The organism is Maricaulis maris, from assembly GCF_049116555.1.
Classification (GTDB): domain Bacteria; phylum Pseudomonadota; class Alphaproteobacteria; order Caulobacterales; family Maricaulaceae; genus Maricaulis; species Maricaulis maris_C.
Map to the genome: position 1 here is coordinate 1 of NZ_JAGDYT010000014.1, position 6697 is coordinate 6697.

General features: G+C 66.0%; 3 protein-coding genes and 1 pseudogene. 1 reads left to right on the forward strand and 3 read right to left on the reverse strand.

Features of this window, described 5'->3' with window-relative positions:
- The 3 genes from JXQ94_RS13425 to JXQ94_RS13435 form a co-directional block, all read right to left on the reverse strand.
- On the reverse strand, window positions 1-630 hold a 630-nt coding region (locus JXQ94_RS13425; protein WP_421924301.1), incomplete at its 3' end, for a transglycosylase domain-containing protein.
- A gap of 2 nt (window positions 631-632) precedes the next feature.
- Entirely contained in the window at window positions 633-5498 is a 4866-nt protein-coding gene (locus tag JXQ94_RS13430; RefSeq protein ID WP_421924302.1) for an alpha-2-macroglobulin family protein, read from the reverse strand.
- 126 nt (window positions 5499-5624) lie between these two features.
- A complete protein-coding gene (locus JXQ94_RS13435) occupies window positions 5625-6338 on the reverse strand; it encodes a sulfite exporter TauE/SafE family protein (RefSeq protein WP_421924303.1) in 714 nt (237 codons plus the stop codon).
- A gap of 128 nt (window positions 6339-6466) precedes the next feature.
- On the opposite strand from JXQ94_RS13435, the pseudogene JXQ94_RS13440 reads away from it, so the two are divergent.
- Window positions 6467-6697, forward strand: a pseudogene (locus JXQ94_RS13440) (hypothetical protein); the annotation flags it as partial.

Below are 6697 nucleotides of genomic sequence, written 5' to 3' on the forward strand. Positions count from 1 at the left end.
TTCCGGCTGGCGGTCGGGTCGACGCGCCTCCGGCGATTGCGGCAAGGCAATCAGCATCGCGATCTGGTCGATGGTCAGGTCATCCGGTTCACGCCCGAAATAGGCCCAGCTGGCCGCCCTCACCCCTTCCAGATTGCCGCCATAGGGCGCCAGAGTGAGGTAAAGCTCGAGAATTTCAGTTTTGCTGAGACGTATTTCCAGCTGCAGCGCCCGCGCCATCTGGATCAGCTTGGCGCCAAAGGTCCGCTCGCGCGGTTCGATCAGGCGCGCCAGCTGCATGGTGATGGTCGAACCACCGGAGACGATGCGACCGGCAGCCAGACTATCCCGACTGGCACGGACCAGGGCTGGAAAATCAACGCCCCAGTGTTCGTGAAAGCGCTCATCCTCATAAGCCAGCAGGGCGTCCAGAAAATCAGGATCGATCCGGTCAAGGTCGGCGGCGAGGCGCCAGCGCCCCTCCTCGACCGGAAAGGCGCGCAAGACCTCACCATTGCGATCGCGAACCGCGGCTGACACCGCGTCCGCCGATGGCAGGGGCGGCGGCAGGGCCCGGTCGAGCGCGAGCAGGCCGACAAGGCTGCCAAGCGCGCCCAGGATGATCCAGTATGCCCGACCGAGCCCGAACATGATCAGTCGCGCGGAGCGATCACGATGCGGCGGGTCTCCGAGCGCGCAAAGACATCATGGCGATACATGTCTTCCACCGCGACGCCGGGCAGGGTGTATTCGCCCGGGGTCACGGCACGGACGATATAGGCCAGACGCCGCGGACGGGCATTGGTCAGATCCATCGCCGCCGCGTAGCGGTCATCACGGATCTCGCTCATGGAGGGCGTGAAGATCTCGCCCAGCCAGCGATAGGGACCGCGAGGCCCGGCATCACCGCGGGATATCTCGGCTTCGATCTCGAAACCCGGCGGCAGAAGATCCACCAGAATAGCCGGAATCAGACGCTGCTCGTGCGGCATCACCGTGATGTCGATCATCAGCCGGTCGCCCTGGACGAGCGCTTCCAGATCCACCGCACTGCCATCAAGCCCCAGAACACGCTTCTGGACGGAAATCCCTTCCGACGCCTCATCCGGCGCCAGGCGGGTTTCACCATGAGCCAGCTGGGTGACCCAGACCGGCCCCTCGCCAGACGCCGTGAAGGTCAGGGGCTCATCCAGCATGTCCGGCGTCACCTCGAAGACCGGGCGGCCGCCTTCGGGATGGCTGAGCGGCCCCTCGATGGACAGCGCATCGGCGCCACCGGACAAGCCCTGCGCGGCCATCAGGAGAAAGGATTTCTCCTGCGTTGTCAGACGCGCCGGCTCAGGCAGGTCCGAGACAAGGCGCTCGGCCAGGCGGGCGACGCGCTCGGCATCACCGGCTTCTGCGGCATAGGCGACAACCGCCGCAAGGTCCCGGCGGGCCGACTGGTACCAATCGCCACGGTTCTCGTAGCCGAGGGCTGCTTCGGCAGCGTCGAAGGCGCTGCGCGAGCGCGCCCGGTCACCGATCAGATAAAGCGCAGCGCCGAGTTGGGCACGCGCCAGCGGGCTGCTGATTTGATCAAGCCGTTCATCATGCATGTAGCGCAGGCGTGAGCGATCAACCCGACCGGCCCGGGCCAGCACGTAAAGCGCATAGGCCGCGCTGCGGTCGGACAGACGCTCGGCCGTATCGGTCTGGCCGCGCCAGCTATAGATGCGGGTGGAATAGCCATTCGCGCGCCAGGCTTCCTGCGCCGCGATATGTTCGAGCACGCCATAGGCACGCTCCAGCGCCGCATCAGGGACAGTGTAACCGGCCTCCTGGGCCCGCGACAGGAAATCAACCGCATAGGCCCCGACCCAGGACCGCGCATCGCGATCCCCGATCCGCCACAGACCGATCGCGCCGTCATTGGCCTGCCGGTTGAGCAAAGTGGCAATCGCCTCCTGGATGATCGCGCGGCTGCCATCGATACCGTCAAGCGCCGCGGCCCGGGCAAGCGGGTCCGCCATCAAAAGCGGCAGGGCCCGGCTGGTGATCTGCTCGGTGCAGCCATAGGGGTAGCGTGAGAGCGAGCTCAGCAGCGCGGTCTCGTCGAGCGGGGTCGGCGAGAAGCTGAGCGTCACCGCCGAATTCCCCGGCAGATAGGCTGCCAGAGCCTCGGCACCCAGTGTCCAGCTCTCTCCCGGCAGCAAGCGGCCACGGTTGACACTGGACGATGGCAACCAGGCGGTTCGCACCTCGATCGGGTAGCTGCGGGCGGCGGTGAATTCGTCCGGTCCGGTCACAGCAAGACCCACCGAGCCGATGCCGGCATCCTCCCCGCTCAGCGGATAACGTCGGTCGACACGCTCCCCGCTGGCCAGTTCCACGGCATCCGAAATTGCCGCCACAGCCGATCCTTCGGCCTCGATAACCGCTTCATAGGTCCCGGCAGCGCCGTCGACATTGTCGATGGTCAAAGTCGCCGTCGAGACATCGCCCGGCGCGAGGAAGCGCGGCAGGATGAGCTCGGCCGGGACGTCGTCACGCACGGTAAGCGGCCGGCTTTCCGCGCCGACACCGGTCTCGCTCCAGGCGACCGCCATCAGGCGCAGCTCGCCATTGAAGTCCGGAATGTCCAGCGGGATCGTCGCCCGTCCATTGCGGTCCACCTCGACCGGTCCGCTGAACAGCGCAACCGTCTGTGTGGGGACGACGGTCAGACCGGCACCGCCTATCTGGTCACCGCCCGAGCGAACCGCCGCCGCGGCGCCCTGGTTCGGGTCGAGCAGGCGCCCGTAGTCGTCATAAAGATCCACATCCAGCGCAGACTGACCGAAGAACCAGTCCACCGGATCGGGTGAGGCAAAACGGGTCAGGGCGAGAATACCCTCGTCCACGGCCGCAACCGTCACCCAGGCGCCCCCTCGCAGCGGACCCTCAAGCGTCACGCCGAGATCAAGGCTCTGGCGCGGCTCAATCCGCTCCGGCGCATCCAGCGCGATGTCGAATGTTCGCTCGCCGGTATCAACCGGCAGATAAGCGATCCCGACCGCCCGGCGCGGTGCCGGTTGGTCCACCGGGTGGCGTGGGGTGAAGAGCGAGACCATGGCATAGGCCCCGGCGCCCCACGCCTCGGTGACGGTGAAACTGACTTCCGTGCCGCTTTCCGGAATGGTCAGCGAGCGCGTCTCGATGACCCGGTCGCTCGCGATCACGATCTCGGCCTCGCCGGCATAGGGTGGAAGCAGACTCAGCGTGACAGTATCGCCCAGGGCGGTCGCTTGATCGGGAATGGACACGGCAATCCGGTCCGGCGCCTCACTGCCCTCTTCGGCATTGGCCCCCCATCCGACCCAGAAGTCGGTGGAGGCACTCTGATCGGCGTCAGCCGCGTCGATGACGAGACGATAACTGCCCCAATCGAGCGCACGAATGCCAATCTCGGCCAGACCATCAACGCCGGTGGTGACCACGCCCTGTTCAATCGCGACGACCTCGCGCGTGCGGCGCCACTGCCAGCGACCATTGTCGACGCGGTACCAGTCGTAATTCCAGTCGATGCGAACCAGCTGCCAGTTCAGCAAGGTTTCCAGCGCGGCACCGTCCGACCCGAGTGCGACCACATCAATGGCGGTCTCGCTATTGCGCTGGGCCCGCCCGTCGAATTGCGGGCGCAGGCCGAGATAGAGGTCGGCCGGACGATAGGGAATACGAACATCATCAGCGACCGGACGCCCGCCCGGTTCGATGGCGGAGATCACCGCGCGCAGTCGCAGGGGTTGGCTGGCATCGCGACCGGCATCGCCCAATTCTATGGTCTGGACCGCACGCCCGGCACCATCGGCAACGGTGTCGGCGAGATCGCGCGTGAATTCGCGGAAGGGCTCATCAGGGCGACCGAAGCTGAAATCCGCATGGTCGGGGAACGGAGCCGGGTCGGTCTCGATCCGCACACGTCCTTCAACCACGAGACCGGCGCCGGGGGCGCCATAGAGAAAGCGGACACGCGCATCAATGTCGCGGGTTTCGCCGGCACGAACCGGGTTCTCGTCATCAACATCCAGCTCCAGGCCAACACGCTGTGGCACGAAGTCCTCGACCGAGAAACGGACCTGGCCGACGCGGCCAAACCCATCCATTTCAGCGACAATCCGCCACTCACCGCGCGCTGCGGTGCGCGGCACGTCCCAGCTCCAGCTGACGGCGCCCGCTGCCACCGCCTCGGGGAAACGGATATTGGCGGATTCAATGCCATTGGGCCCGAAAACCGTCAGTTCGACCGGACGGTCGCTGACGGCCCGCGCCTCGCTATCGCGCACCAGTGCGGAGACATGAACCGTCTCGCCCGGTCGGTAGATACCGCGGTCGAGATAGACAAAGCCATCTGCCCCGTCCGGGCGCTGACGCCCCGCCGTATCGAGACCGGAGAGGTCCACCGGATTGCGCTGGAAATCGAGCACGGCGAAGTCATTGTCCGGCCCGTAAGCCGTGAGCAGGCGCGGCGCCATGGCCCCCTCACCGCGGGTCAGGGGGCCGTCGAAACGGGCCCGCCCGCTGGCATCGGTCACGACCGAGGCGAGGACTTCATTGGAGCGCGCGATGAGTTCCACGCGCACATCCTCGACCGGCCGCGCGGTCTGCAGGGAGCGCACCATGAAATCGACGCCGTCCGCGCCGCGATAGGCCGTCAGGGCCAGATCGGTGATGACCAGCCAGCGATTGGCGCGTGCCGGCTGACGTACGTCATCATCGGCGAGAGCCGCGTCAACCACCGTGATGTGATAGGCGCCCGGGGTCAGCGTGCCGATTGTCTCGGCAAGCGGAAAGACGGTCGTGACCGGCGTGTTGAGCAGGCCGGCCGTGTCCATCTCGCCACGCCAGATGATCTCGCCGACCGCGTCCGGGTCTTCTTCCTGACCGGACCAGTAGTAGTCGCCCGCCGCAATATTGGCCCCCGACGTGATCGAGCGGAATGCCAGGGCCCGGTCATTGATCCGGCGCAGGGTGACGTCGACGCTGTCGACATTGACGGTCTCGATCGCGAGCCCGTCGGCATCGAGACGCGGCAGGATGACGCCGTCGCCAGCAATGCCGACATAGGCCGGTCGGTCGCCGAAATCGACGATCACATCTTCATCGACCAGCAGGCCATCCCCATTGGCGGCCGGGAATCCGGCGCGCAGGGTGAGAGTCTGGTCCTCGCCGAAATCAAGCCCGCCAACGCACAGGGTCTGGCCGTCAGCATCGAGTGCAACAGGGCGGTCCGGGGAGATCGCGACATAGGGCGAATAGTCAGCATCGGGGTCGAGCGGGTGGGTGAAACCCAGACACAGGCTCGGCGCATCGCCATCAACGCCGACGGAATAGCGCAGGAAGGAAAACTGGCTGGGCGTTCCGGTTTCGGCGCGCGGGGCCTCGGCCTCACGGCTGGCCAGCTCCGGACCGGCAAGCTCGTCCTCGGATCCGCCCGAACAGGCCGCAACAGCCAGCGCCAAAGCGCCAGCCAACCAGTTTGCTGACCATTTCCCCATCATGCCCTCTCCCCTGTCGACACCCCCATGACCTTACGACAGAGCCCGCCAGAAAGCACCTATAAAGCAACCGAAACATTGGGTTTTCTGGCCCCTGCCCGGCCTTCAGGCGTCACTGCCTGAATGTGGTCAGTCGAGCGGGACCCCGCAAAAGGCCGCGATCGCGCGCCAGGGCAGTGCGGCGGACGCAAAACCGAGGAGAATGATGAGGGCGCCGATCGCGAAGCGGCTGCGCGGCGACTGCGCGAAGTCGACAAACCGCGACACGCCGAAGGCCGCAGCAGTTACCGCGGGGAGCGTTCCCAGGCCAAAGCCCAGCATGATCAAACCGCCCGACACCGGATTGGCCGACAACAGGGCATAAAAGAGCGCCGCATAGACCATACCGCAGGGCAAAAGCCCCCAGACCAGCCCGGCCAACACCGGCGTCGTCGCGCTGAACCCACCCCCGAACCGCTGATGGATGACACGCTGGACACTGTGTCCGAGCCGATCCAGCCCGGCCAGCGATGGAGCCCAGCCGATCACCGAGAGGCCGATATAGACCAGGACCAGCGCGCCCGCCCAACGCAGAACGACATGGGCGACGGATCGGTCAAAGCCGAAATAGACCTGTGACCCGAGCGCCGCGAGCACGGCGCCGGCAATCACATAGGCGAGAATGCGCCCGGCCTGGGCCAGCATCAGGGTACGAGCCCGCGCCATCGTCCCGGCCTCGGGCGCGAGGGTCAGGGTGAGGCTGGAGGCAATCCCGCCACACATCCCGACACAGTGCAGGCTGGAGGCCAGACCGGCGAGAAGCCCGCCAGCGAGACTCAATTGGGAAAGCAGGTTCGCGGTCATACCCCTCCTTGCCATGGCCCACTCGACCGGGCCACTGCGGGAAAGGCTGGAAAGCCATAGAAAAAGTGTGGCGTAATGACGCAAAGCCGAATTCAATCGGGCCGCTAAGATGCTTGGGGGAGAGCAAGATGATGCCACTTCGAACCGTCAGGCGTGATGCGCCCTGGCAATGGCTGCGCGCCGGATGGAATGATTTCCGCATGGCGCCCGGCGTCTGTCTCGCCTATGGCGCCATCTTCGTGGCCATCGGCGCTCTGTTCGTCATCGGCCTGGTGGCTGTGGGAATGAGTTCCACCATTCCCGTGGCGCTAAGCGGTTTCGCGCTTGTTGGACCGGCGCTGGCCGTCGGGATCTACCAG